General features: G+C 71.2%; 14 protein-coding genes. 6 read left to right on the forward strand and 8 right to left on the reverse strand.

Annotated features, from left to right (window positions below; all coding sequences use genetic code 11):
* Positions 1 to 43 precede the first annotated feature (43 nt).
* The 4 genes from ACH4TG_RS12485 to ACH4TG_RS12500 are packed head-to-tail and all read right to left on the reverse strand — an operon-like array spanning position 44 to position 4,402.
* Positions 44 to 976 (reverse strand): carbohydrate ABC transporter permease, encoded by a 933-nt coding sequence (locus ACH4TG_RS12485; RefSeq protein WP_398242180.1) that lies wholly within the window; start codon positions 974 to 976, stop codon positions 44 to 46.
* 2 nt (positions 977 to 978) lie between these two features.
* Positions 979 to 1,881: a carbohydrate ABC transporter permease gene (locus tag ACH4TG_RS12490; RefSeq protein ID WP_398242181.1), complete on the reverse strand. Its 903-nt coding sequence runs from the start codon at positions 1,879 to 1,881 to the stop codon at positions 979 to 981.
* A 4-nt stretch (positions 1,882 to 1,885) separates the two neighbouring features.
* Positions 1,886 to 3,277 (reverse strand): ABC transporter substrate-binding protein, encoded by a 1,392-nt coding sequence (locus tag ACH4TG_RS12495; RefSeq protein WP_398242182.1) that lies wholly within the window; start codon positions 3,275 to 3,277, stop codon positions 1,886 to 1,888.
* 36 nt (positions 3,278 to 3,313) lie between these two features.
* Positions 3,314 to 4,402: an enolase C-terminal domain-like protein gene (locus ACH4TG_RS12500; RefSeq protein ID WP_398242183.1), complete on the reverse strand. Its 1,089-nt coding sequence runs from the start codon at positions 4,400 to 4,402 to the stop codon at positions 3,314 to 3,316.
* Positions 4,403 to 4,691: 289 nt separating this feature from the next.
* Here ACH4TG_RS12500 and ACH4TG_RS12505 point away from each other — a divergent pair, with 289 nt between their 5' ends.
* The 3 genes from ACH4TG_RS12505 (at position 4,692) to ACH4TG_RS12515 (ending at position 11,369) form a co-directional block, all read left to right on the forward strand.
* Entirely contained in the window at positions 4,692 to 5,573 is an 882-nt protein-coding gene (locus ACH4TG_RS12505; RefSeq protein WP_398242184.1) for an amidohydrolase family protein, read from the forward strand.
* 72 nt (positions 5,574 to 5,645) lie between these two features.
* Positions 5,646 to 7,949 (forward strand): right-handed parallel beta-helix repeat-containing protein, encoded by a 2,304-nt coding sequence (locus tag ACH4TG_RS12510; protein ID WP_398242185.1) that lies wholly within the window; start codon positions 5,646 to 5,648, stop codon positions 7,947 to 7,949.
* A 264-nt stretch (positions 7,950 to 8,213) separates the two neighbouring features.
* Entirely contained in the window at positions 8,214 to 11,369 is a 3,156-nt protein-coding gene (locus tag ACH4TG_RS12515; RefSeq protein ID WP_398242186.1) for a discoidin domain-containing protein, read from the forward strand.
* Positions 11,370 to 11,435: 66 nt separating this feature from the next.
* On the opposite strand, the gene ACH4TG_RS12520 is transcribed toward ACH4TG_RS12515, so the two are convergent.
* Together ACH4TG_RS12520 and ACH4TG_RS12525 are read right to left on the reverse strand one after the other, a co-directional pair.
* Complete coding sequence (locus ACH4TG_RS12520) at positions 11,436 to 11,837, reverse strand: PPOX class F420-dependent oxidoreductase (protein WP_398242187.1); 402 nt, start codon at positions 11,835 to 11,837, stop codon at positions 11,436 to 11,438.
* Between the two features lie 158 nt (positions 11,838 to 11,995).
* The gene (locus ACH4TG_RS12525; protein ID WP_398242188.1) at positions 11,996 to 15,685 is read right to left on the reverse strand and encodes a discoidin domain-containing protein; all 3,690 of its coding nucleotides are present in this window, start codon (positions 15,683 to 15,685) and stop codon (positions 11,996 to 11,998) included.
* A 395-nt stretch (positions 15,686 to 16,080) separates the two neighbouring features.
* On the opposite strand from ACH4TG_RS12525, the gene ACH4TG_RS12530 reads away from it, so the two are divergent.
* Both ACH4TG_RS12530 and ACH4TG_RS12535 read left to right on the forward strand, forming a co-directional pair.
* Positions 16,081 to 17,253 carry a UDP-N-acetylglucosamine--N-acetylmuramyl-(pentapeptide) pyrophosphoryl-undecaprenol N-acetylglucosamine transferase gene (locus ACH4TG_RS12530; RefSeq protein WP_398242189.1) on the forward strand — a complete coding sequence of 391 codons (1,173 nt, stop codon included), beginning with the start codon at positions 16,081 to 16,083 and terminating at the stop codon, positions 17,251 to 17,253.
* Positions 17,254 to 17,674: 421 nt separating this feature from the next.
* Positions 17,675 to 18,142 (forward strand): SAM-dependent methyltransferase, encoded by a 468-nt coding sequence (locus ACH4TG_RS12535; RefSeq protein ID WP_398242190.1) that lies wholly within the window; start codon positions 17,675 to 17,677, stop codon positions 18,140 to 18,142.
* A gap of 389 nt (positions 18,143 to 18,531) precedes the next feature.
* Here ACH4TG_RS12535 and ACH4TG_RS12540 read toward each other — a convergent pair whose 3' ends face one another.
* Positions 18,532 to 19,173: a methyltransferase domain-containing protein gene (locus ACH4TG_RS12540; RefSeq protein WP_398242191.1), complete on the reverse strand. Its 642-nt coding sequence runs from the start codon at positions 19,171 to 19,173 to the stop codon at positions 18,532 to 18,534.
* A 546-nt stretch (positions 19,174 to 19,719) separates the two neighbouring features.
* Here ACH4TG_RS12540 and ACH4TG_RS12545 point away from each other — a divergent pair.
* The gene (locus ACH4TG_RS12545) at positions 19,720 to 23,589 is read left to right on the forward strand and encodes a GH92 family glycosyl hydrolase (RefSeq protein WP_398242192.1); all 3,870 of its coding nucleotides are present in this window, start codon (positions 19,720 to 19,722) and stop codon (positions 23,587 to 23,589) included.
* A 136-nt stretch (positions 23,590 to 23,725) separates the two neighbouring features.
* On the opposite strand, the gene ACH4TG_RS12550 is transcribed toward ACH4TG_RS12545, so the two are convergent.
* Positions 23,726 to 25,087, reverse strand: a complete 1,362-nt coding sequence (locus tag ACH4TG_RS12550) for an MFS transporter (RefSeq protein ID WP_398242193.1) — start codon at positions 25,085 to 25,087, stop codon at positions 23,726 to 23,728.
* Positions 25,088 to 25,205 lie beyond the last annotated feature (118 nt).

Genomic DNA, 25,205 nt, shown 5'->3' on the forward strand with positions numbered 1-25,205 from the left:
CGTCCGCGGCGCTTCGCGACCCGTGGCCGGCGCTCAGCCGGCGTCAGCCTTTCGTGGCGCCCGCCGTCATCCCCGTGACGAGGGCGCGTTGGGCGAACAGGAAGACGACCAGCACCGGGACGGTGGTGATCAGCGCCGCCAACGCGATCTCCGGACGGTAGATGTCTGAGATGCCGCTGGCGGAGTTGAACAGCGGGGAAGAGGTCAGCAGGTTGCCCAGGCCGACCTGGGCCGGGTACTGGTCGCTGGAGGGCAGCATCACGTACGGCAGGAAGAAGCTGTTCCAGTTCTGGACGAAATTGAAGAACGCCACCAGCGCGATGACGGGCTTGGCCAGCGGCAGGGCAATGGCGTGGAAGACGACCCACTCGTTGGCGCCGTCGATCCGAGCCGCTTCCAGAAGGTCGTCGGAGACCGTCGCGGCGTAGTAGGTGTAGGTGAGGTAGACCCCGAAGGGGAAGAACGAGAACGGCAGGATGACCGACCAGATCGATCCGGTGAGCCCGACCGCGTCCATCTCCAAATACAGCGGCAGCACCAGCGTGGCCGCCGGCATCAGCATGACCATCAAGGTCAGCGTGAGCAGCAGCTTGCGCAGCCGGAACCGGGTCATCGCCAGGGCGTAGCCGGCCGGGATCGAGGTCGCCAGCGTGATGGCCAACGCGGCGAACGAATAGATAGCCGAGTTCTTGATCCATGTGAGGATCGCGTGGGACTGGAAGGCGTAGACGTGGTCCCAGGCGGCTCCCAGGCCGTGCCAGGAGCCGAAGGCGAGCGGGGCGCCGCGGACGATGTCGCCGTCACTGCGGGTCGGGGCGAGCAGGATCCACGCGATCGGCACCACGAAGAAGAGCAGGAAGGTGGCGACGACGATGATCCAGACGATACGCGCCAGTATCGTCCGGCGCTGCGTCACGTGACGGCCAGCCGTCCGGGTGTTCGCGGAGCAGCGCCTGGTGTCGAGTGCCGTGGTCATGGTCAGTCCTTGTCGAACAGTCGGGCTCTGAAGACCACCAGGGCCGCACACGCGATGCTGATCACCAGCAGGATGACCGCGAGCGCCGCCGCTCCGTTGAAGTCGCCGGCGGCGAAAGCGAACTGGTAGCTGAGCTGATTCGGCGACCAGGAGTCCGGGACCTGGCCGGAGCTGGCGATCCCGACCAGCTGCGGTTCCACGAACAGCTGGGCGCCGCCGGCGAAGGCGAGGATCAGCATGTAGGCGATCCATCTGCGCAGCATTGGGATCTGGACGTGCCAGGCGGTCTGGAAGGAGTTCGCACCGTCGAGGCGGGCGGCTTCCATGACCTCGTCCGGGATGCCGTTGAGCGCCCCGTACATGATGAGAATCCAGCCGCCGGCCCCCGTCCAGAAGGCGATGACCACGAAGATCACCGGGAGGTGCGACGGGGCGATCACCTGGTTGAAACTGCTCCATCCTGCGGCGCGCAGCAGCTTGCCCACGGGGCTCGCGACCGGGTCGAGCAGGATCAGCCACAGCACCACGCTGGAGGCGCCCGCGAACGCCCCGGGCAGGTAGTACAGGAACCGGATGACCCGGGTTGCACGTCGCATCCTGCCGTGCAGCATCAGAGCCAGGGCTATCACCAACACCATCAAGGTGACCAGCCATTCGGCCAGGAACACCACGATGTGGCCGAACGCCGGCCCGAACCGGTAGTCGTCGACGACCCGGGTGAAGTTCCCCAAGCCGACCAGCTGTCCGGCGGAGTTGGTCACCGACATCCACAGGGCATAGCCAACGGGTACCAGACCGAACGCGGCCAGCAGGACCGCGTAGCCACCGACGAAGGCGTACCCTGCCTTGGACGTGCGTTGCGTGCGCGAGCGCCGGGAGCCGCGCTGAGCATGCGAGATTGTCACCGGATCAGTGCTCCACCGTGTAGCCGAGCGACTTGGCCTTGTTCTCGATCGCGGACTGCCAGTCGGCCAGTCTGGACGTGATGGTGTGGCCCGCGGTAATGGCCGGCACAATCGTCGTGCCGTAGATCGATTCCTGCGAGAACGGTGCCGACTGCGTCCAGCCGGACCAGATCTTGTCGGCTGCGCTGGTCAGCACGGGCCCGATGTCGTTGGCGAAGTATCCCGACGCCTGCTGGTTCTTCAGCCATCCCGCGGCGGCCGGCCGGTAGGCCGGGTAGGTGCCCTGGCTCGCGGTGAAGCCCGGATCCTGCGTCACCCACTGGACGAAGTCCAGATCGGCCTTGAGGTTCTTGCTGTGCGAGGAGACCATCCACATCCCGCCGCCCACAGCTCCGGTGTGGCTGGTGGGGTCGTCGCCGAAATTCGGTGGCGGCGCGGCTGCGACCTGGCCGGCGGGCGTGTGGTAGGCGCTGGCGAACACTACCTGGCCGTACCACGCCGGCCCCGGCATCATCAGGATCTTGTCGGCGGAGTTCTTGATGAATCCGGTGTCGAACTTGCCCACCTTGCCCAGCGCGTTGGCGGCCAGCAGCCGGTCGAGCAACCCGGCCATCTTGGTGCAGTGCGGGTCCTGAAGGTTCACTTTGACGGTCTTGTCGCCGGTCACCTGGTTCATCGGGCACTGGGCGCCGTAGAAGTAGATCTCCTCGGCCGATGTGCTGCCGACCTCGCCGACCAGATATCCGGGGTGCTCCTTGGCCACGCGCAGCCCGAGCTGCTCCCATGCTTCCCAGGTAGTGGGCACGGTGTAACCGAACTTGTCCATGAGGGACTTGTTGTACCAAAGGACGTTCTGCGCAAGGTCGTTGCGCAGACAGTAGATGTGTCCGTTGAACGTGCACAGGCTCATCGCCCCGCTGGCGTACTTCGTGAGCGTGTCCTTGCTGATCAGGTCCCCGATCGGGGCGGCGAACGGATGGGCTCCGGAGGCGGCCCAGGTCGGGTCCTGGATGCCCGGCCATACCACATCGGGCCAGCCGGACCCCGTGCGGTCGAACAACTGGACCTTGGTCTGCAGGTCGTTGGCGCCGCCCGCATCGCCGCTGTAGGTGACCATGTTGATCTTCACACTGGGATGTGCCGCCTGGTAGGCCTTGACCGCGGCCACCCGGGTCGCGTCGACCCAGATCGTGATCGGGCTGCTGTCGTCCTGGGTGACCGGCTTGAACGCCGCTGCACCGGGCGACGCCTTGGCGGCCGGAGGGGTTGCGCTGCCGCATCCGGCGGCGGCGACCGCCATGCCGGCCAGTACGGCGGCGAGAGCTGTACGGGCACGTCGGCGCGGAACTCTCGTCGAACCGGGTGTCGGCGTGGAGTGGACTGCGGTGGTTCTCACGGCGGCTCCTTGGTGTCGGGGATCGACCGGTCCCTGTCAGATGCGGTGGACGTACTGCTCGAGGTCGGTCGGGTAGTCGGGGCCGGGGGCGAGCCCGATTCCGGGCTCCGTCGGCGCGGCGACGTTGCCACTGCCGTCGATGCCCCACTCCCTGCACACCCGGTTGCTGGTGACCAGTGACTCGTAATACGTGGTGTTCGGAATCGCCATGCACAGATGGCGTGCGGCGATGCCGCTGCCGTGGACCTCGGCGCGCAGCCGGAAGGCGTCGGCCAGATGCGCGATCCGCATAGCGCCGGTGATGCCGCCGCGCAGGCCCGAACTGGTGCGCAGATATGAGGCACAACCGGAGGCGACGTAGTCGGCGGAGCTCAGATGCGCTCCTGGCACTGTCTCAGCGACGTTCAGCGGCACGCTGACCCGCTCGGCGAGCCATTCGTACGACGTGATGCTGTACTCGCGGATCGGTTCCTCGTACCAGAGGTAATCGGCTTCGGCGAGGGCATGTCCGACGTAGACCGCGTCGGGCAGGTCGAAGCCAGCGGAGCCGTCGTACATCAGGGGCACGTCCGGTCCGACGTGCTCGCGCAGTTTCACGGCGAGCTTGGCATCGGCGTTCCTGTCGCCCCAGGCGTGCAGCTTGATCGCCGGATATCCCAGCTCGAGGCACTGGTCGGCGACGTCCAGATATTCAGCCACCGTCCCGAAGGTGACGGTGGAGGCGTAGGCCGGGATCGACGTGCGGTAACCGCCCAGCATTTGCCACGTCGGGACCCCGGCCGCCCGTCCGGCGAGGTCCCACAACGCGACGTCCACCAGGCCGAATAGATGGATCGGCAGGTACTCGGTCCGGTCGATGTTCCACAGCCGTTCCCACAGCCACTCGCGCTGCAGGGGGTCGCGGTCGACCAGTTCGTCGCGCAGGACGCGGTCGACCAGGCTGCGCAGCGCCAGATCGGAACCCGGTTTGCCGGCCGCGGAAACGCCGGCGACCCCCTCGTCGGTCACGATGCGCAGGACGCCCACCTCGCCGCCGGCCGGGCCGCGCAGACCGTCGCGCCAGCGGTACGGAGGGTCGGGCGGCGGCACCCGGACGGAGAAGGCTTCCACTTCCGCGATACGCACCGGCATCACCTATCTGCTATTAACCGGATCCATTGAGGAATTAAGGAGCAATTACACATACACATATGGGGAGCGAGCGGCCAACGTAGCACCCGACCCCGGCTCCAGCAAGAGGTCCGTCGGACCTTCGCTCCCGAGGGAAGATCAGCAACTCAGCCGCTTTGCAAGGGTATTCCACCAGCAATTGCGGGTTGGTACCGTGAGGCGGCCATCGTCTTCAAGCTCGTTCATGACAACCCAATAGCCCACATTAACCCTACTCATTAAGGGACAAGGAGGCGCGTGTGCGATGCCGGATCAGCCGTGCCAGACCACCGACGTTCCGCCACCGGCCGCACTGGACGGGATCACCGAGACCCACGTCCACCTGTGGGACAAGGCCCTGATCGAGTACCCGTGGCTGGCGCGCTGGCCGCACCTAGGCGAGCGGGTCGATGCCGAGCGCCTCGCCGCGGACCTGCCGCCGCTGTCCGCGGCGGTGTTCATCGAGGCCGCGGCGCGTCCCGATCTCGCGGCGGCCGAACTGGACTGGCTGGCCGGGCAGGCCGGCCGGTGCCGGTTCCCGGTGCGGATCGTCGCGCAGTTGGTGCCGGGCGGCGGAGCGTGGTGGCTGGACCAGCCCGGCGCCGACCTGGTCGGCGGCGTCCGCCGGGTCATGCACCACGCAGCGGACGGAGCACTGCTCGGCGAGGACTTCACGGCCGACATCAAGGCGATCCGCGATGCCGGCCTCGCCGTCGACCTGACGGTCCGCCACGGACAGCTTCCGGAAGTCGCCGAGCTCTGCCGCCGCGAGCCACGCACCGTGTTCGTCCTCGACCACCTCGGCAAGCCGGCACCGCACGAGTTCGGTTTCAGCCGATGGGCCGCCGACCTCGCTGTGGTGGCCGCGAACCCGAACATCGTCTGCAAGCTGTCCTCGATCGCCGTACAGCCCGGCGATCCTGCCTTCCAGCCCGATGTGGCGGCGCATCATGTCGCCTTCGCGCTGGGTGCGTTCGGCGCCGAGCGCTGCCTCTACGGCACCGACTGGCCGGTCTCGACCCACGCGACCAGCTTCGACCAGTGGCGGGGCGTGGTGCGCTCAGCGCTCGAAGCACTGTCGCCCGGCGAGCGCGATGCGGTCATGCGCGAGAACGCGCTCCGGGTCTACGGGTTCAACACCTCCTGATGGTGCTCGACCTTCCTCCGGTTCCGGACGCCGTGGTCCGGTACCACTTCCTCACGCTCAAGGAGAAATGCGATGAGATTCAGACGGAGATGGGGATCCGGCCTTGTGCTGGGTGCGGCCGCGCTGCTGCTTCCCGTAGGAGCAGGGCCGGCGACGGCGGCGCCGGTGCACAAGTCGTGCACGTACTTCGTGTCGCCGAGCGGGGACGACTCGGCGGACGGGAGCCTGGGCAGGCCGTGGCGGACGCCGGAGCATGCCCGGGACTTCATCCGCGACCACGGTGTCAACCGGGACATGACGGCGGATGTGACCGTGTGTCTGCGCGGCGGGCACTACACCGAGACACAGACCTTCCAGCTCACGGCCGCCGACTCCGGCTCCAACGGCCACAAGGTCGTCTACGCCGCCTACCCGGGTGAGACCCCCGTCATCGACGGCGGCAAGGCCGTCACCGGATGGACCCAGGTGCCCGGTCGGCCGTACTGGAGCGCGGACGTCGATCCCTCGGCCGGCTACGCCGGCTACTTCCGCCAGCTGTACGTCAACGGGGTGCGGGCCCAGCTGGCGATGAGCAAGGGGATCAACGGCACCGGCCTGTTCCGCGACGCGCCAGCGCCCGCCCCGTACGCCGGTGTGACCTTTCCGGTGTCGGCGCTGAAGGCCTATACAAACGTCACCGACCTGCGGCTCATGCACCGCGGACACGGTTTCAAGATGGACTACTTCCCGGTCACGAAGATCGTCGACGACGGGACGACGGCGAAGGTCTACCTGCAGCAGCCGTACTTCCAGTACCGCACGGATGCCGGGTCGGTCGGCGGGAAGGACACCTACTACGTCGACAATGCCTTCCAGGAGCTGGACAACGCGGGCGAGTGGTACCTGGACCAGGCCGCGCACAGGGTGTACTACTACCCGCGAGCGGGCGAGGATCTCTCGAAGCTGGACGTTCATGTCCCGGTGGTGGAGACCCTGGTGAACGTGCAGGGCAGCGGTTCCGACGCAAAGGCGCACGACATCACCTTCGACGGCATCACCTTCGAGTACGGCAACTGGCAGCTGCCGGGGACCACGTTCATGGGCGGCACGCAGGCCGAGGCCATGTACGACGCCGGCTCGGGCTCGACCTTCTATGCCACGAACGTCCCCGGCCAGATCAAGTTCACCGACACCGACCACGTGGACTTCGTCGGCAACACCGTGCGTTACTCGGGCAACGGCGGCGTGCAGCTGCGCAACGGCGTGCACAACACCCACGTGACGGGAAACCTGCTCTACAACCTCACCGCGGCCGGGGTCATCGCCGGCCGCTGGGAGGATCTGAACGTCACGCCGGCCGAACGCACCGAGTACGACACGATCAACGACAACGTGGTGTACGACACCGGCGACGACTACTTCCAGGGCACCGGCATCAGCCTGATGAACACCTACGCCGTCACCGTCACCCACAACCTCGTCTACAACACCGGGTACTCCGGGATCCACCAGCGGATGGCCGACGAGCTGGGGCTCTACGCCGGGCCGGACGGCATCGGCAAGACCACCATCAGCTACAACTGGGTCTACAACGGCGGTACCAAGCGGCAGTGGGGCATGACGGACTCCGGTTCGATCTACTCCTTCGGCGCCTGGCCCGGCACCGTTGTCGACCACAACTACGTGTCGGCGTGCAGCAACGGCCATGCCTACGGGAGCGACAACCAGTCGTACCAGATCAGGTGGGACTACAACGTCGGCGACCGCGGCGATTTCTCGGCCGGCAACCCCGGTCGGAAGCCGTATTCCATCTATGCTTCGCACAACTACTCGACCGTAGCGGCGGCCCAGGGGTACTTCACCTTCGACGGCGACGGCCCGCCGCACATCTACCCCGACGCCAACTGGCCGGCCGAGGCCCAGGCCATCATCGCCGGCGCGGGGCTGGAGCCCGCCTACGCGGGCCTGCGATGGCGACTGCCTTCCTACAACCTGGCCGACTACGCGACTTACACCGCCTCCAGCGGATGGACCGCCAGCCGGCCGGACATGCTGTGGGACGGCGTAGTCGAGACCGGCGAGGCCGGCGGTACCGCGAACGAGGCCTGGGTCGAGTACGACTTCGACCACGACTACCGCGACTTCGAGTTCCGGATCCAAAACGACAACAACGGCAGGAACATGATCACCAGCTGGAAGGTCCAGCGCTGGAGCGCCTCCCGGAACCAGTGGATCGACATCATGCCGTACCAGTCGATCGGCACCCACCAGCAGGTCTCCTACCAGGCGCCGCACGGCCTGGCGACCACCAGGATCCGGCTCTACGTGAAGAACGACAACCCTGACGGGGTCGTCGGAGTCGAGGAGTTCCAGGCCACCGGCCAGCTCAAGGGGTAAGCCGGACGCCTGGCTCTGACCGAGGTGGCCGCCACGGTGACGGCGGGTGGCGGCCACCCGTGCCCGGCTCGCCCCCCCGACACCCGTCCGGCACGTCCACCCCACCTCCCCCATCCCACCATCCCCGCCCCGCACGCCACCGCACAGGGGTTGACGGCATCGCCCCGTGATGCCAAGAATGACCGACAGTTGACAACGTTGTCTAAGGGTGCCGGCGGGACCGGCGCCGAGGTTGGAGCCACCGTGCAGCACCGCGCAGCCCCGATGAGCCGTCGTAGATTCGCCCAACTTGCAGGGATCACGGCGGCTTTGGCCGCCATGCCGGCCACGCTGGCGACCGCGTCGCCGGCCCGGGCCGCGGACGGGACCGGCGCGGCGCCCCGCGGCATCGTGCCCTCGACCACGCCCCCGGACGCCGTCGCCGCCACCTACCACCAGGTCCTGCTGCGGCACACCCGGTGGACCGAGACGCAGTGGGACGCGGCGGCGGGCCACTACAAGGCCACCGACTTCAACTTCGCCGTGGTGCTCGGGCACGCCCTGCTGCTGACCCGCGGCGGCTACGACGCCGAGGCGGCCGGGATCGACGAGGCCACGCTGCGCTCGCGCACCCTGGCCACCCTCACCCACTTCGCGTCCTCCAACCGCCTGAACGGCGGCGCCGAGTGGGGCAAGACCCTCTTCTTCGACACCACGTTCCAGCTGTACTTCGTGCTCGCCGCCCGGCTGCTGTGGGACGAGCTGGACGAGGCCACGCAGCGCAACGTCGACTCCCTCGTGCGCCAGCAGGCCGCCTACACCACCTCGCTGGGCTCCGGGAACGACCCGCTGTCGGGGTCGTGGACGCCGGACGGGCTGCGCGGCAACCACGTCGGCGACACCAAGCTGGAGGAGATGGGCGTCTACGCCCAGTCGCTGGCGCCCGCTCTTGCCTGGGCCTCGGACGACCCGCGGTACGCCGACTGGGACGGCTGGTACGGGAGGTGGAGCCGCAACGAGACCGGCCTGCCGGCCGCCGACCTCGCCAACCCGGCTGTCGTGGACGGCGTCGCGATCAGCGACAACACCGCGGAGAACCTCTACGACACGTTCATCGTGGAGAACCACGGCTCCTTCGGCCCGCACTACCAGTGCGAGTTGTGGCGCACGTCGGGCCGCAACACCGTGCACTTCCTGGCCGCCGGCCGCCCGCTGCCCGAGGTCCTCACCGCCCAGCCGAACGCGGACCGCCTGTGGGCCTCCACGCTGGCGGTGATGAGCGACTCCGGCGAGCCGCTGATGCCGATGGTCAACGACCGCGAGCACCTGTACGGCCGGGACGTGATCCCGATCGCGTTCCTCGCCCAGGTGCTGGGCGACCGGGCGGCCGCGCGCGCCGAGGTGGCGCTGGCCGAGCGGCTGCCGGCCTACCAGGCGTACGCGCCGGTCGACCGGATCACCAAGTTCTCGGGCGAGCCCAAGTACGAGCCCGAGGCGCGGGCGGAGCTGGCGATCAGCTACCTGCTGCACGAGTGGCGCGCCGCGCAGAGCGAGAGCGTCACCGCGCTCACCGCCGAGGAGCTGTTCCGCCGGGCCTCCGGTGTCACCGACTTCGGCACCGGGCCCGGCCTGGTCGCCCACCAGTCGCCGCGGGCGTGGGCGGGCGCGGTCACCAAGCCGGGCTTCGTGAAGTTCTGCTGGCAGCCGGCGCACGACGACTGGCTGTTCTCGCTCAGCGGCAGCACGCCGATGTTCCTGCCCGCCACGACCGGCAAGGTCGCGGGGCGCGCCGTCGCCACGTACACCGGGCTGCGGGACGGTCTGGACGCCAGCGCGGTGCTGCTGGGCCTGGACAGCGGCTACGCGGGCTTCACGACGCTGCCCGGCGGCGAGGTCGTGTACGCCACCACCGGCACGGGTGCCGGTGAGGGGCGGATCGAGGTGTTCAACCTGACGATGCCGGGAGTCGCCGGGCTCGTCGGCAGCCGCACCTACACCGCCGCGGAGGGCTCGGCCGCGGTCGCCTCCGCAGACTCGGGCAACGCGGGCAACCCGACGGCCGGGCCGCGTGTCGACTCGCTGACGTTCGCCCGCGGCACCCACCGCTACCTGCGGATGCTGGGACGGCGCGGCAACCCCAAGTACGGCTACTCGCTGTACGCGTTCGAGGTGCGCGACGGTGCCGGCGGCACCGACCTCGCGCAGGGCCGGGTCGCGACCGCGTCCTCCGCGGACAGCGGCAAGGGCGCCGCGCTGGCCGTGGACGGCAACGCGACCACGCGCTGGGCGGTGTCGGTCGGCGACCGCACCCGCGCGGACAGCTGGCTGGAGGTGGACCTGGGCTCGCCGGTCGCGGTGGACCGGGTGACGCTGAACTGGGAGGCGGCCGCCGGCCAGGCGTACACCGTGCAGGGTTCCAGCGACGGTTCGACGTGGACCGATCTGGTGGAGTACCCGCCGGCCGATCTGAGCAGCACCGGCGGCTGGATCAGCGTGGACGGCCGGGCGGGCTTCGTGGTCCGCGGCGCGGCCAACCCCCTTGCGGTGTACGGCGACACGGTGCTGCTGTCGGACGGGCCCGCGGAACCGCTGCTCGTCGAGGGTCTGCCGGACGGCGACCCGGCGGCGGTGCGCGCGGCCGCGGCCCTGCCCGCGCCCACGACCGGTCACGACGCGGTGCGGGCCTCCACGGCCGGCGGCCACCTGAGCCTGTTCAACCTGTCGGGCGCTGCGGTGTCCACCGACGTCGCGCTGCCGCAGGACACCCGCGCCGTCACCCTGTACGCGGGCGGCCAGACCGTGACCGCGCAGGGCACCGCGTTCCACGCGTCGCTGGGCGCGGCGACCGCGGCGGTGGCGCCGGCCCGGGCCGTGCTGCGCGCCGTGAGCGGCCGGCTCCCCGCGGGGCTGAGCGCCGAGGTGCGGGACGCGGCGACGGTCGTGCTGCGCGGCCCGTCCTGCCGGGTGGAGGTCGCGGCGCCCGGCGGCCGCGCGGTCAAGGTGACGGTGAGCGCGGGGCAGGCCCGTACGGTCGCCCTGCCCGGCGTCGCGCCCTACCCGCTGGACGACCTGGCCCTGGGGCGCGTGACGTTCCCGACGTCGCCGCTGCCGGCCGGCATGTCCGACCCCGGCGCCGCGGTCGACGGCGACCCGGGCACCTCGTGGACGCCGGGACCGGGCGGGCGGATGGTCGTCGACCTGGGCGCCGTCGTCCCGCTCGGCACCCTCGTCGCGCACTGGACGGCGGGCCCGACCCCCGCGGCCCGCATCGAGACCAGCGCGGACGGGCTGACGTACCAGCAGGCCGGGACGCTCACGGGCCGCGGCCCGACGGTGTCGCTGCAACTGTCCGGGCAGGCGCGGTACGTGGCCCTGGCCGTCCCGGACGACGCGGCGCGCCTGCCGCGACTGGTGTCGCTGACGCTGACCGGCGCGCGCTGAGCGCGGCCCGCGCGGGTCGCCGGCGCACCGGACCCGGGCAGGACGCGGCACGCCCGGTCCTGACGGTCAGAGGGAGCCGACGACCTTGCGCGGGGTCACGCGGACGACGACGCGCTGCGCGTCCTCCTGGGAGGCCGGGTTGAACTCGGCGTAGTCCTTCCCGGTGTACTTGCGGGAGAGCTGGTTGATCAGCTCGGGGCCGCCCTCCGTGGTGAGGGCGGCCGTTCCGCGCACCTCGGCGTAGGTGTAGGGCGAGTCCGCCGGGTTGATCAGGATGTTCACCCGCGGCTCCCGGCTGAGGTTCTTGTACTTGCGCCGGTCCACGGTCGTGGAGAACAGCAGGTCGTCGCCGTCCCGCATGAGCCACACGACGGACTGCTGCGGGCTGCCGTCGGGCTGGAGGGTGGCCACGATCGCGAAGACGGTGGTGTCGTCCACGAGCTTCTTCAGTGCTTCCGACAGTGCCATGGGGGCCCTTCCTCGATGAACGGTGGTCGTGAAGATCGGGACTCACGGTAGACGACGCAGGGCCCGGAGCCGGCAGACCGCGACGGCGGCGGACGGGGGGATTCCCCCGTCCGCCGCCGTCGTTGGCGGCCGGCGCGCCCGTGCGCCGGCCTCCCGGGTCAGTTGCCCGGCCGGTCCGAGACCGCCGCGGTGCCGTAGCCCTGGGCCGTGACCTCCAGCTCCCCGGCGGTCCACGCGCCGGTGTCGGGGCAGGAGATCGTCACCGTGCGCTGCTCGCCGGGCAGCAGCCACAGGTAGTTCTCCGAGTACTGCGCCGGCAGCACGCGCTGCTTGGTGCGGTGGCTGCGCAGCGACAGCCGTACCATCGGCGCGACCGCGGTCCCGGCGTTGCGGACGGTGAGGACGCTCGTCAGGCGGCCGTCGCGCGCCGTGACCCGGCCCCTGGTCAGGCGCAGGTCGGCCCCCGACAGCTTGTTGAGCGCCTGAAGGTCGGCGGCCTTGTCGCTGCGCCAGTAGGTGTTCTCCGACAGGACGGTGCCGTCGGCCGCGCTCAGCCGCAGCCGCAGCAGGTGCACGCCGCTGCCCGCGGTGACGGTGAAGGCCGGGGCGGTCGCCGACGCGGGGACGTCGACGGTCTGCCGCTGCGGGGCGGCCAGCCGGTGCCCGGACAGGTCCAGCACCTCGGCCGTGACGACCGCGCCGTGCAGGGCGTCCGCAGTGTGGTTGACCGCGAGCACGTCGCCGCTGCGCGGATCCGCCTGGACGTGCAGCGCCTCGCAGCCGCTGCGGGCGCCGTAGTAGCTGCCGTTGACGTCGAGGTCGTAGTCGTAGGTCTGCCAGACCGTGCTGTGCCAGGCGGGGTTGGACATCCACAGCAGCAGACCGCTGGCGTCCTTCCACAGGTTGGCGTTCCACGCCTCGAACATGGCCCGCATGGACTCGTAGTTGACGAACTGCGCCTTGGCCGCGAACTCCTCCAAAGACGAGGACTCCCCCAGCCGCTCGTCGATCGCCGCCTTGTAGTTCTGCGGGTACTGGTTCCCCTTCGTCGACCAGTCGTGGTAGTTCCAGACCGTGCTGATCGGCCAGCCGTCCTCGTCGCCCACGAGGTTCTGCATGCTCTCGGCGACCGAGACCGTCGGGATGCCGATCTCGGTGTGGAAGCCGAACGTGCCCGCCCCGTACGTCTGCGCGGAGTAGTACTGCTTCGGGTCGATCCACGCGTAGGGCCCGCCGCCGCTGACCACGCCGCCGGCCGAGTTGCTGACGTAGCGCACGCCCGGGTGCTCGGCGGCGACCGCGTCATGGGCGCCCTGGTCGATCTCCCCCGACGGAGTGCCCTCGTTGGCGCCGCACCACACGGCGATGCACGGGTGCGACCGGTAGCGCAGGATGGTGTCGCGCACCTGGTCGAGGTAGACGGCGTGGTTCGGCGGGTCCAGGAACCACGCGTTCCAGAAGTCGTTCCACACCAGCAGCCCGTTCTCGTCGCAACGGGCGAAGAACTCCTCGCGGTTGCTGCTGCCGATCCAGTTGCGGATCATCGTGAAGTTCATGTCGCGGTGCATCCCGACGACCGCCTCCATGCGGCCGCCGCCCATGCGGCGCAGCAACTCGTCCCAACCCCAGTTGCCGCCGCGGCACATGACCCGCACGCCGTTGACGCTGATCTGCAGCTGGTGCGGCCGGTTGTCGACGGCGAGCGCGTCCTTCCAGGTGCTGCCGTCGTCGGAGACCTGCACGGTGAACGTCAGCGCGTAGGCCGTCTCCCACACCAGCGTGAGCCGGTCGAAGGACCGGGTCTGGCCCAGGTCCACCTGGATCCACTGGTCGTCGGTGTAGTTCGAGGACCAGCGGGTCTGCGGGTCGCCGTCGACCGCGTTGCCGGGCGTGTTCGAGGAGTTGTCGTTGGAGGACGACGTGGCCGCTCCGTGCAGCGCGAAGTCGGTTCCCGGGTCGGCGCTGTCCAGCACCGACAGGGTCCACAGGGAGATGCCGAAGCCGGTGGCGCGCTTGCCGCCCTGGATGCGGACGTAACGGGCCTGCTGCGCCGGGATGTCGACGGTCTGCTCGGCGTGGTTGGCGCCCGGCGCGAAGGTGATCGGGTTCTCCGACGCGTACGCCATCTCCCGAAGGCCCACCCGCACGGTGCGGGTGTCGCTGGTGGCGCCGCCGACCGCGGCGGTCACCTGCAGGTCGTGCAGCGTGGGCGCGCCGTAGCCGTTGGGCCACCACAGCTGCGGGTTCTTCAGGCGCAGCGCGGCGAAGTCGCCCGGGGCGAACACCGCGTCGACGCTCTTCCCCGCATCGACCTGCACGTCCTTGCGGACCCTGACCCCGCTCAGCCGGGCCTCGACGGTCACCGTGCGGGCGGTGGACGCCGCGTTGCGGACCGGCACGGTCACCGTCACCTCGGCGGTCGACGCGTCCGGCGAGGCGGGCAGCACGGTGTCCACGCGGACGTCGCCGATGACCGCGTCGCCGGTGGCGCGCAGCCGCACGTGGTTCCAGATGCCCATCACGCGGTCGCGCACCGCGGGCATCCAGTCCCAGCCCGAAACCGCCAGCAGATTGGGGCTGTTGAGCATCATGATGTTCGAGCCGGCGTCCGCGTAGGAGCTGCCGTCGGCGCCCTTGTCGCCGGGGCTGCCGGGGTACGGCATCGGGTCGATGCGCACAGCCAGCACATGGTCCTTGCCGCCGGCCAGCGCGGCGGTGACGTCCAGCGCGGTGCGCGCGGTCGGGTGCGCCAGGTCGCCGGCCTTGGTGCCGTCGAGCCAGATCTCCGCCTGGTGGTTGATGCCGTCCAGCTCCAGCCACACCCGGTTGCGGGCCTGCCCGCCGAAGCCCTGCGGGAGCCGGAACGTGCGGCGGTACCACCAGGAGTTGCGGCTCAGCGCCTCGGGCACGCGGAGGTTGTCGAAACCGCGCACCGGATCGGGCAGGTGCCCCTCGGCGACCAGCGACGCCAGGATCGTGCCGGGCACCTGGGCGCGCAGCCAGCGCGAGGTGTCGACTCCGGGCGCCGAGACGAGCGCGCCGTCGTCGGTGCCGGCGAACTCCTCGAGCGTCAGGTTCCAGCCCGACTCGATCGGCACCGTGCCGTCGTCCGCCACCTCCAGCGCCGGCACCGGCCGGGCGCCGCTGGTCCACTCGGTCCAGCCGCCCGCGGCCGGGCGGTGGCCGAGCTCGGTGCCCAGCACCTGGAAGGAGTTCAGGCCCAGCGGGTTGGGGTTGGACAGCGCCGTGCCGACCATGCGGATCCAGCGGGTGGTCACCGGCGTGTCGAGGACCACCTCCACGCTGCCGCCGGTGCTCGTGGTGCCTTCCTGCACCTTCGTCCAGTCCTTGCCGTCCGGTGACGCCTCGATCCGGAACGCCGTGGCGTAGCTGGACAGCACCTCCCAACCGGTCGTGCCGTTGCGGGGGTTGACGTCGTCGGCGGGCTTGAACACCGTGTCGCCCTCGGCCGCCTCGAAGACCAGCACGACCGAGGTGACGCGGCAGGGGCCCTGGAGATCGACCGCGACCCACTGCTGGCCGTCGGCGTCCGCCGCCCGCCAGCCGCTGCCCTTCGGACCCGACTGCGCCATCCGGTCCACGACGAACGCGCCCGGCACCGGCCCGTACGCGGTCGAGGAGACCGTCACCGGCCGGTAGAGCGCCAGGTCGCCGGCGGCCCCCGGGCCCCCGCTGCCCGGTCCCGCGGACCCGGACGCGGCGGCGGCCCGGCCGGCGAACGCACCGGTCAGGCTCACGCTGGCGAGTACGGCGGCCCCGGAGCGCAGCATGGCGCGGCGGGAGGGGCCGTCGGTCGGGTCTCTGTCCTCGGTGATGCCGTCGGGCATGGGTGCTCCTTGGTCCGGACGCGCCGGGCGGCCGCGGGAGGACCCGCGGGCTCACCAGCGACGATGTGACAACGTTGTCAGCTTCGAATGCGCACCATGCTGGTTGCCGATTCCGGCGGCGTCAAGACCCGGGCGGGGGCGGGAAGCTGAGCCGCCGGAACGTTCTCGGAACACCACCGGCACCCGGCCGGCCGCGGACCCTCGGGTTCCGCCGCCGCCGGGCGCGGCCGTGCCCATGGCGGCGTTCTCGCAGGCCGGACAGGGACTGAGCGTGCGTCAGACCTGGGGCGGACACGGCAGCCGACGGCGGGGCCAGGCGACGGATTGCCGTTCCCCGCCGTCCATGGCCGCCGGGAGGCAGCCGGACCGCGGAAGGCAGTAGGGTGCGCCGGGTGATGAATGCTCCCACGACGCCGCGCCCGTTCCGCCTGATCGTCACCGGTGGCGGTACCGGCGGCCACACCTATCCCGCGCTGACCGCGATCCGAACGCTGCAGGGCCGCCTGGCGGCTCAGGGCGGAGCCCTGGACGTCCTGTGGATCGGCACGCCCGACGGCCTGGAGGCCCGCGTCGCGCCGGCCGAGGGCATCGCGTTCACCACCGTCGCCACCGGCAAGATCCGCCGCTCGGCGAACCCGCTGAAGATGGTGTCCCCGGCGAACATGCGGGACATGGCACGGGTGCCGCTCGGGGTGGTCCAGGCCCGGAAGGTCGTCGCGGACTTCCAGCCGGACGTGATGCTGGCCACCGGAGGGTACGTGGCCGTGCCCGGCGGCATGGCCGCGAAGATGCGCGGGGTCCCGCTGGTGCTGCACGAGCAGACCGTCCGCCTGGGGCTCGCCAACCGCAGGCTCGCCGGCTCGGCAACGCGGATCGCGGTCTCCTCGGAGTCGTCGCTGCCGCTGCTGCCGGAGTCGGTCCGGGGCATCGCGGTGGTCACGGGCAACCCGGTCCGGCCCGAGGTGCTGGCCGGCCACCCCGACAAGGCCGTCCAGGGCCTCGGCCTGCACGCCTTCGACCGCCGGCTGCCCACGGTGTACGTCACCGGCGGCGCCCAGGGCTCGCAGCAGATCAACGACCTCGTCCAGGCTGTGCTGCCCTGGCTCCTGGAACGGGCGAACGTCGTCCACCAGGCCGGGCCGGCCAACGTCGACCGGCTCCGGCACGCGGCCGCCGCGCTGCACCCGGCGCTGGCCGCCCGCTACCACCTGACCGGCTTCGTCAGCGCCGAACTGCCCGACGTCCTCGCGCTCGCCGACGTCGTCATCTCCCGCAGCGGCGCGGGCACCCTCGCGGAGCTCACCGCTCTCGGCAAGCCGGCCGTGTTCATCCCGCTCGCCACGTCGGCCGGCAACGAGCAGGCCCACAACGCGCAGCACCTGGCGGATGCGGGGGCGGCGGTGACGCTCGGCGGTGACGTCACCCCCGACGCGCTCGTGCGGGCGGCGGGGCCCCTCCTCACCGACCCGGGGCTGCGGGCCGCCATGGCCGGGCGGGCTCGGGCTCACGGTCGTCCGGACGCGGCGGATCGTCTCGTCGACGTCATCCTCTCCGCCGCTTCGCGCTGACGCGCCTTCGCCCGGAAACGGTGCGGCCTTCGCCTGCCGGCCCGGGGTGCCTCGCGCTGCGCGTGGCCGCCCGCACATCTCGTTCTGGCCGCTCCGCATCCGGGGTGCCCCGGGGTCCGGGGGTGCCTCGCGCTGCGCGTGGCCGTCTGCTGGTCTCGTTGTGGCTTGTCGCGCTGGGGGTACCTCCCAGGCGAAGCGCTGGGGGACCTCGCGCCCCTGTCGGTGCACCTTCGGTGGGTGGGGTCGGGGCCGCCACGGGAGTGTCTCCTCGGAACTGTGCGTGCGGGTACTTTCGTGGGGTGGGCCGGGTGTGTGCACAGTTCCTGCGGGGACACTCCCGCACCGTCCCCTCCCGGGCCGGCCCCCGTCTGCAGGAGGAATGGGCTGGGCATGGCGCGGGGCGACGGGATAGAACCGAGCCATGCCTAGCTTCGAGGTCACACCGATAGGGACGGTCAGGAACGAGCGGACGGACGTCCAGAACACGGACAACTGGGGAGCCGTCCGCAGCACGATCACCGTCGACGAGCGTTTCGGCGAGGCGTGCCTCCAGGGGCTGGAAGGCTTCTCCCATGTGGACGTGCTCTTCGTCTTCGACCAGCTCCCGGAGCGCGACGACTACCGCGAGCCCCGCCCCTACCGCGGTCGTTCCGACCTCCCGCCTGTCGGCGTCTTCGCCGACCGCGGCCCGCGCCGGCCGAACCGCATCGGGGTGACGAGCTGTGCCATCGAGTCCGTCCGCGGCCGCGAACTGACAGTCGTGGGCCTCGACGCCCTCTCCGGCACCCCCGTCATCGACCTGAAGCCGACGATGAGGGAGTTCCAGGCCGTCGACGTCCAACAGCCGCAATGGGTCAGCGACCTGATGGCGGACTACTTCCGGCCGTAGAACGTCACGCCTCGGCGAGCGTCTGCACCTCGACCCCCACCGGCCTGCCCGCGGCCGACGAGACCTCGGGAGGGGGTGGGGAGGAGGGGTCCCCGCAGGAACTGTGCATCCCCCCGGCCCACCCAAAGGAAGGGGCCGCACGCACAGTTCCGAGGAGACCCGTCCGGACGGCCCCCGACCCCACAACCGTGCGGCACGCCCCCAGGGGCGCGGGGAACTGCGCGACCAGCCACGACGGCGCGGCAGACGGCAACGCACCCCCAGGGGGCAGAACGGGCCCCGCAGGGGCGCGGGGAACTGCGCGACCAGCCACGACGGCGCGGCAGACGGCAAGCCAACCTAGAGAGGCAAGTGCGGCCACCACGTGAACCCGGAGCACCCTGGAACGTTCAGGCTCGCCGGGCGAAGAGAACGGCCTGGGAAGCCCCCTCGTCCACCCCGAGAAGCATCTGCGCCTCAACCTCGAACCCCACCTCCCGCAGCCACGCGCTCACAAGCTCCGGCCGGCGCCGGTGTACATGAACCCTCATCGGGTGACCGCCGTACCCCTCGGTCTTCAAGCGTGAGGCGTCGCCGACGTGAAAGAGCAGCTGCAGCGGCCCACCGGGCCGCAGCACCCGGTGGAAGTGCGCCAGCGCACGCGACACCTCACCGTCGGGGACATGGATCAGGGACTGCCACGCCACCAGCCCGGCCACCGAGGCATCGGGCAGGTGCAGGTCGGTCATCGAGCCCACCTCGAACCGGAGGCCGGGGTGGTCGCGCCGGGCCACGTCGATCATTCCCGGAGAGAGGTCGATCCCGAAGGCGTCGAGCCCGAGGGCGTTCAAGTGGGCCGTGACGTGCCCGGGGCCGCAGCCGATGTCCGCGACAGGGCCGCCGCCCGCGTCCCGGACGCTCTCGGCGAAGAGCGCGAGCGCCGCGCGGATGTAGTGCTCACGGGCGATCGCCTCGCGCACCAGGTCCGCGTAGTCGGCCGCGACCGTGTCGTAGGAGGCGCGGGTGTCGGCAAGCCAGTCGTCCGTCCACATGCCCGATCACGTTAGCGTCCCGTCCGGGGAGGCTGCGCCCCACGCGGCCTGAACGGTGAACGTCCCGACGCCCGCCGGGACTCCCGAGGTCCGGCAAGGTTCGCCGGTGGATCGAGGGCAGGCTGGAGCTGCGATCGGTCGTCCCGCTGCGGAAGCGGTGCGTGCCCCTGCCGCCGCAGGGCAGCGCGCTCCGGGCAGCGGGGACAGGCCGGTTGGGCCGCAACGACGCCCGACGGGCCCCGCGTCCGCGGGAGTCGAACCCGCACGACGTCAGGGGCCGCCCCGCCGGCCACCGCGTGTGCGAGCCGTGCCGCGACCGTTGACACGCCGTCAAAGGGGTCGCAAGACTGGCCCCCGCCGCTTCGTTGAACCGATTCATCCGGCTCGGCGGAGGTGGCGTCTCCCCATGCCCGCCGCCGCGGCGCGCCTTCCGCGAGTTCGTGGCCCGGGTCTCATCACAGGATGACAACGTTGTCGAGCAGAACGAGGAGCCTGGCCGTGGACGTGCCCGCGCATCGGCGCCCTGGCGTGAAACGCCGTACCAGAATGCCGATTTCCGTCACCGTGGCAGCGCTGGCCGGCGCCGTGCTGTCCGTGCTTCCGGCACAGGGCGCGCTCGCGCAGCCCGCGCCGGGCTCGCCCGCGCGCGGCGCCTTCACGACGTCGTTCGAGCCGGCGGGTCCGGCGCCGGACTGGCAGGACACCGCGGACACCGGCCAGGGCGGCGGGCCCGCGGTCTCCGGGGTCTACCCCGACTCGGGTGCCGGGCTGCCCGGTTCGGTGATGGCCGACGTGACCGGTGTGGCCGCCAGCGACGAGGTGCCGCCGGACCACGCCGCCTCCCGCGCCACCGACGGCGACCTGGGCACCTCGTGGCAGGCCGCCGGCTCGTCGCCGGACCTGACGCTCACGCTGAAGTCCGCCGCCGAGGTCACGACGTACGCGATGAGTTCGGCGTCCGACTGGCCCGAGCGCGACCCCAAGGCGTGGACGCTGCAGGGCTCGGCCGACGGGCAGAACTGGCAGACGCTCGACACCGAGAGTGGCCAGACCTTCGGGCAGCGCTCGCAGACCCGGCTGTTCACCGTGCGGCATCCGGGGTCGTACAGCCGCTACCGGCTGGCGATCTCGGCGAACCAGGGCGACGGGCACACGCAGCTGGGTGAACTGGTTCTCGCCGCGGCGCCGTCGGGGGATCAGGGGATGACGGCCTCGGTCGGCGACGGCCCGGCGTCCAGCCCGACCGCGAAGACGCACGCCGGCTTCACCGGCACCCACGCGCTGCGGTACGCGGGCTGGCAGCTCGCCGGCCACGGCACCGCGCGCGACCGGATCTACCAGGTGTCGCTGCCGGTGAAGCACGACACGCAGCTGTCGTACGACATCTTCCCCGAGTCCACCGGCAAGGACTTGGGGTACCCGAGTTCGTTCGCCTCGGTGGACCTGGCGTTCAGCGACGGCACCTACCTGAGCGACCTGGGGGCGACCGACCAGTACGGCAAGGCGCTGAGCCCGCGCGGCCAGGGCGAGGCGAAGGTGCTGCAGACCGACCAGTGGAACCAGGTCCTCGCCGACATCGGCAAGGTCGCGGCCGGCAAGACGATCACCCGGATCCTGGTCGGCTACGACAACCCCGGCGGGCCCGCGCACTTCTCCGGCTGGCTCGACGACATCCAGGTGGCGACGGCCCCGCCGAGCGACGACTGCGCGCGCCCGTCGACGTGCGTGATCACCACGCGCGGCACCAACTCCTCCGGTGACTACTCGCGCGGCAACGACGTGCCGGCCACCGCCCTGCCGCACGGTTTCGACTTCTGGACGCCAGTCACCGACGCGGGTAGCACCGGGACCCTCTACGCGTACTCGCGCGGCAACGACGCCGCCAACGAGCCGGAGTTGCAGGCGCTGTCGCTCAGCCACGAGCCCAGCATCTGGGTCCAGGACCACCAGACGTTCCAGGTGATGCCGTCCACCTCGGCGGCCCCGGCCACCGCGGACCGCGCGACCCGCGCGCTGCCGTTCAGCCACGCCAACGAGACGGCCAGGGCGGACTACTACGGCGTGACGTTCGACAACGGGCTGCGCGCCGAGATGACGCCGACCGACCACGCCGCGGTCATGCGCTTCACCTTCCCGTCGAAGGACGGCAGCCTGATCTTCGACAACATCAACGACAACGGCGGGCTGACGATCGACCGCACGACCGGGGTGGTCAGCGGCTACACCGACGTGTCCGGTTTCTGGGGCGCGCCGCGGATGTTCGTGTACGCGGTCTTCGACCGTCCGATGAACGGCAGCGGCACACTGCCCGGCGGCGGGGGTTCGAAGGTCAGCGGGTACGCGGGCTTCGACCTCGGCGCCGACCGGCAGTTGACGATGCGCATCGCCACCTCGGCGATCAGCCTCGACCAGGCGAAGCACAACCTCGAACTCGAGGTCGGCAGTGCCGGGTTCGACCAGGTACACGCGGCCGCGCAGAAGGCGTGGGACACCGCGCTGGGCGTCATCAAGGTCAGCGGCGCCAGCCAGGACCAGCTGGTCAGCCTGTACTCGAGCCTGTACCGGCTGAACCTGTACCCGAACGAGCTGTTCGAGAACACCGGCTCCGCCGCGGCGCCGGTCTACAAGTACGCCAGCCCCTACTCCCCCGGCACCGGCCAGGCGACGTCCACGACCACCGGCTCCGCGGTCAAGGAGGGCAAGCCGTACGCCAACGAGGGCTTCTGGGACACCTATCGGACGTCGTGGGCGCTGGACTCGCTGCTGTACCCGAAGCTGACCGGCGAGATGATCGACGGCTTCGTGCAGCAGTACCGGGACGGCGGCTGGATCGGCCAGTGGACGGCGCCCGGCTACCTGGGCTTCAGCGGCACCAACTCCGACGCGGCCATCGCGGACGCCTATCTGCGCGGGGTGACCAACTTCGACGTGCGCAGCGCCTACGAGGCCGCGGTCAAGGACGCGACGACGCCGTCGTCCGGCATCACCGGCCGGCCCGACGTGGAGCACTCGACGTTCCTCGGGTACACCCCGCAGACCAGCGGTTCGAGCGCGTCGGTGTCGCTGGAGGACTACCTGGCCGACTACGGCATCTCCCAGATGTCGCTGCAGATGTACCGGACGGCGAAGGCCGACGACCCGCACAAGCGCGAATACCTCGACAACTACACGTACTTCAAGGACCGCGCGCAGCACTACGTCGAGCTGTTCGACCCGTCCGTCGGCTTCTTCCAGCCGCGCAACGCCGACGGCACCTTCGAGCAGAAGGCGTCCTCGTACGACCCTCGGAACTGGAACGCCACCGACTACACCGAGGGCGACGGCTGGACGTACGCCTTCGCGGCGCCCGAGGACGGCAACGGTCTGGCGGCCCTGTACGGCGGCCGGTCCGGACTGGCGGACAAGCTCGACGCGTTCTTCTCCACCCCGGAGACCGCCCAGTTCGGCGGCAGCTGGCTCGGCCCGTACCACGAGATGTTCGAGTCCCGTGACGACCGCATCGGGCAGTGGGCGTTCAACGACCAGCCGTCGATGCACGTCCCGTACATGTACGACTACGTTGGCCAGCCGGCGAAGGCGGCGGAGCACGTCCGCGACGCGGAGAGCCGGCTGTTCACCGGCAGCACGATCGGGCAGGGCTACCCGGGCGACGAGGACAACGGCTCGATGTCGGCGTTCTACATCGACAACGCCCTCGGCTTCTACCCGCTCCAGACGGGGTCGCCGACGTGGGCCATCGGGTCGCCGCTGTACGACCGGGCGACCATCAGCCCGATCGGCGGCAAACCGTTGACGATCAGCGCGGCGGGCAACTCCGACCGCAACATCTACGTGCAGTCGCTGCGGATCAACGGCAAGAGCTCGGACCGCACCTACGTCCAGCACGCGGATCTGGCCCAGGGCGGCCACATCGACTTCACGATGGGGCCGCGGCCGTCCTCGTGGGGCACGAGGGCGTCGGACGCGCCGCCGTCGCTGACCGACGGGACGCAGGCGCCGAACCCGCCGAAGGACCTGGCCGGTTCGGGCGGCGGGACGGCGACCGCCGGGGGTGGGACCGACCCGGCGGCGCTGTTCGACGACACGTCGACGACCGCGGTGACGTTCCCGGCGGGACCGGCATCGGTCACCTACCGCTTCGACCAGCCGCAGCACGTCGACCAGTACACCCTCACCAGCGCCGCGCAGTCCGGCGGCGACCCGGCGTCCTGGACGGTCAGCGTGTCCGACGACGCCACGCACTGGACGCAGGTCGACAGCCGGAGCGGCGAGGAGTTCACCTGGCGGCAGCAGACGCGGGCGTTCACCCCGCAGCACGCGGACGGCACGTACCGGTATGTGCGGATCGACCTCGACGCGCCAACCACGGGACACCAACTGGCACTGTCCGAAGTCGAGTTGCTCGGCCGCCGCTGACGCGGCGGCACCGGTCCGGCGCGCTCGGGGCGCCGGGCCGGTGCCCTCGCCCGGCCCGGGTCCAGGCCACGGCGTGTCGCCGCGGCCTGGACCCGGGCTCCTTTGCGGGGCCGTCCCGCACGCCCTCCACCGGGGGTCAGGCCGAGTGCCGGGACGCGCCGGGGCCGTCGTGGCGGGTGCCGGCGGCGACCGTCGCGAGGAGGGCGAGGACCACGGCGGTGAACCAGGTCGCGGCGCTGGTGAGGCTCATGACCAGGCTGGCGGCGCCCAGGCCGACGGGCAGCAGCGCCAGCCCCAGGTAGGAGGCGAGGAACAGGCCGGCGAGGGCCTCGCCGCGCCGCTCCGGGGCGGCGGTCTCCGCCACGAAGCCGACGGCGGACTTGAACAGCACCCCGGCGCCGGCGCCGGCGAGGATCCCCGCGACCAGGAACACCGGCAGGCTGGCCAGGTGCACGCCGGCGGCGAGCACGGCCATCCCCGCGGCCTGGGCCAGCAGCCCGACGTACCAGCGGGCGCGCGCGCCCAGCCGGCCGGTACCGATCTGGGCCGCCGCGGCGGCCCCGAAGACGGCGAACACGACGAGTCCCGCCAGCGCCCTGGACGGGTGGTGCAGGGTCCCGCCGACGAAGCCGGGCACCACCGAGGTGAACAGGCCGAACACGGCCATCGAGGTGAACCCGGCCGCGGCGGCGGCCAGTTGCCCGCGGTCGCCGCGCCCGGCCCCGATCCGCTGCGGACGGTAGGCGGGCCTGACCGCGGGCCTGCGCACGGTCTCCGGGGTCAGCGCGACGGCGGCCGCGCCGGCCAGCAGCAGGACGACGAAGACGGCGTAGGGAAGGCGCAGCGGCGCCCCCAGGAACTGGGCGAGCAGCCCCGCCGCGAGGGGGCCGAGGCCCAGGCCGCCGATGTTGGCCGCGGTCGAGACGATGTCGAACCGCCGTGTCGGGGCGCCGGGCCGGCCGGCCCGGTGCAGCTCGTGGAGGTAGGCGGTGGCGGTCGCGGTGAGCAGGCCGACGCCGAGACCGGTGACGACCCGGGCGGCGAGCAGGACGGGAAGGGACGGCGCGGACAGGAACAGCGCGGCGGCCAGCAGCTCCAGCCCCAGCGCCGACGCCAGCACCTTCTTGCGGCCGAGCCAGTCCGAGACGTGTCCGCCGAACAGCAGGCTGATCAGCACGCCGACGGCGTAGGCGGCGAACACGACGGTGATCGTGAACGTCGAGAAGCCGTCATGGGCCTGGTAGAGCGGGTACAGGGGCGTGGGCACGGTGGAGAACGCCATGGCCGTCACGAACACTCCGGCGATCGTCCAGAACCCGGCGCCGTACCGGCGTGCGGTGGGCGGTTGCCCGGGCGTGCGGCCGTCGTGGAGGGCGGGTCGCCGGGAGGTGGCTTCCGGGGCGGTGGCGTCCCTGAGGGCGGGCCCGCGCGCGGCGGCGGCCTTCCCGGCCGCGCGGTCCGTGCGCGTCGGCGTTCCCGCGGACGAGGTCAGCGGCATCACAGCACTCCGATCCTTGACGGTGGACTCCGTCGGCGGTGGCACCGGGCGGGCCGCCCGGCCGCCGCCATGCATGCCAACAGGCGGCCGGAGCCGTTGTTTCCCTCCCGGAAGAGAT

Source organism: Streptomyces sp. NPDC020917 (assembly GCF_044333795.1).
Classification (GTDB): domain Bacteria; phylum Actinomycetota; class Actinomycetes; order Streptomycetales; family Streptomycetaceae; genus Actinacidiphila.

Bases quoted from the DNA above. Each gene is read 5' to 3' on its own strand.
- ACH4TG_RS12550 (WP_398242193.1), bottom strand. From the start codon at position 25,087: ATGCCGCTGACCTCGTCCGCGGGAACGCCGACGCGCACGGACCGCGCG.
- ACH4TG_RS12485 (WP_398242180.1), bottom strand. From the start codon at position 976: ATGACCACGGCACTCGACACCAGGCGCTGCTCCGCGAACACCCGGACG.
- ACH4TG_RS12515 (WP_398242186.1), top strand. From the start codon at position 8,214: ATGAGCCGTCGTAGATTCGCCCAACTTGCAGGGATCACGGCGGCTTTG.
- ACH4TG_RS12530 (WP_398242189.1), top strand. From the start codon at position 16,081: ATGAATGCTCCCACGACGCCGCGCCCGTTCCGCCTGATCGTCACCGGT.
- ACH4TG_RS12540 (WP_398242191.1), bottom strand. From the start codon at position 19,173: ATGTGGACGGACGACTGGCTTGCCGACACCCGCGCCTCCTACGACACG.
- ACH4TG_RS12505 (WP_398242184.1), top strand. From the start codon at position 4,692: ATGCCGGATCAGCCGTGCCAGACCACCGACGTTCCGCCACCGGCCGCA.
- ACH4TG_RS12535 (WP_398242190.1), top strand. From the start codon at position 17,675: ATGCCTAGCTTCGAGGTCACACCGATAGGGACGGTCAGGAACGAGCGG.
- ACH4TG_RS12525 (WP_398242188.1), bottom strand. From the start codon at position 15,685: ATGCCCGACGGCATCACCGAGGACAGAGACCCGACCGACGGCCCCTCC.
- ACH4TG_RS12520 (WP_398242187.1), bottom strand. From the start codon at position 11,837: ATGGCACTGTCGGAAGCACTGAAGAAGCTCGTGGACGACACCACCGTC.
- ACH4TG_RS12545 (WP_398242192.1), top strand. From the start codon at position 19,720: ATGCCGATTTCCGTCACCGTGGCAGCGCTGGCCGGCGCCGTGCTGTCC.
- ACH4TG_RS12510 (WP_398242185.1), top strand. From the start codon at position 5,646: ATGAGATTCAGACGGAGATGGGGATCCGGCCTTGTGCTGGGTGCGGCC.